This window comes from Streptosporangium nondiastaticum (genome assembly GCF_003011965.1).
Taxonomy (GTDB): domain Bacteria; phylum Actinomycetota; class Actinomycetes; order Streptomycetales; family Streptomycetaceae; genus Streptomyces; species Streptomyces nondiastaticus.
This window is the reverse complement of the sequence record NZ_PXWG01000378.1, coordinates 1-416: the sequence shown is the minus strand read 5'-3', so window position 1 is coordinate 416 and position 416 is coordinate 1. Positions and strand designations below refer to the sequence as shown.

The window sequence follows — 416 nt, the reverse complement described above, 5'->3', positions numbered from 1 at the left end:
CCGACGCAGATAGTGCTCCCGCGTCCTCTTCGGCAAACTCGCCAACAGCAGGTTGGTGTAGGACTTCCAGGTGTGGCCGTCCGGCAGGTCCACGTGGCCGTAGCCGGCGACGTTGCCCCGTTCCTGCACGTACAGGGCGCCCGTGTTCGCGCCGTTCACCCGCGCGATCAGCTTGAACCAGGTGTCGGGCTCCAGCAGGTGATACAGCCAGAGTCCCTGGCGCTGGTCGTCCCCGAACGGCTGGCAGAGACGCTGCTTGGAAAGAGGCACCCCCGCCTTGTGCATCAGGTCGTACACCTCGTTGTGGGGCATCTCGGGGAATCGGGCGTGGAAACGCCAGATGTCCTCCGTCTGCCAATCGTAGATCGGGTACACGTTGTAGAGGGTGCGCCCGACACCTGTCGTGAACCGTCGGC

1 protein-coding gene is annotated in these 416 nt (G+C 64.7%); it reads right to left on the bottom strand.

The features are described from left to right. A partial coding sequence (locus B7P34_RS36325; RefSeq protein WP_146167064.1) for a DUF3440 domain-containing protein occupies nt 1-375 on the bottom strand: 375 nt, incomplete at its 3' end. Nucleotides 376-416 lie beyond the last annotated feature (41 nt).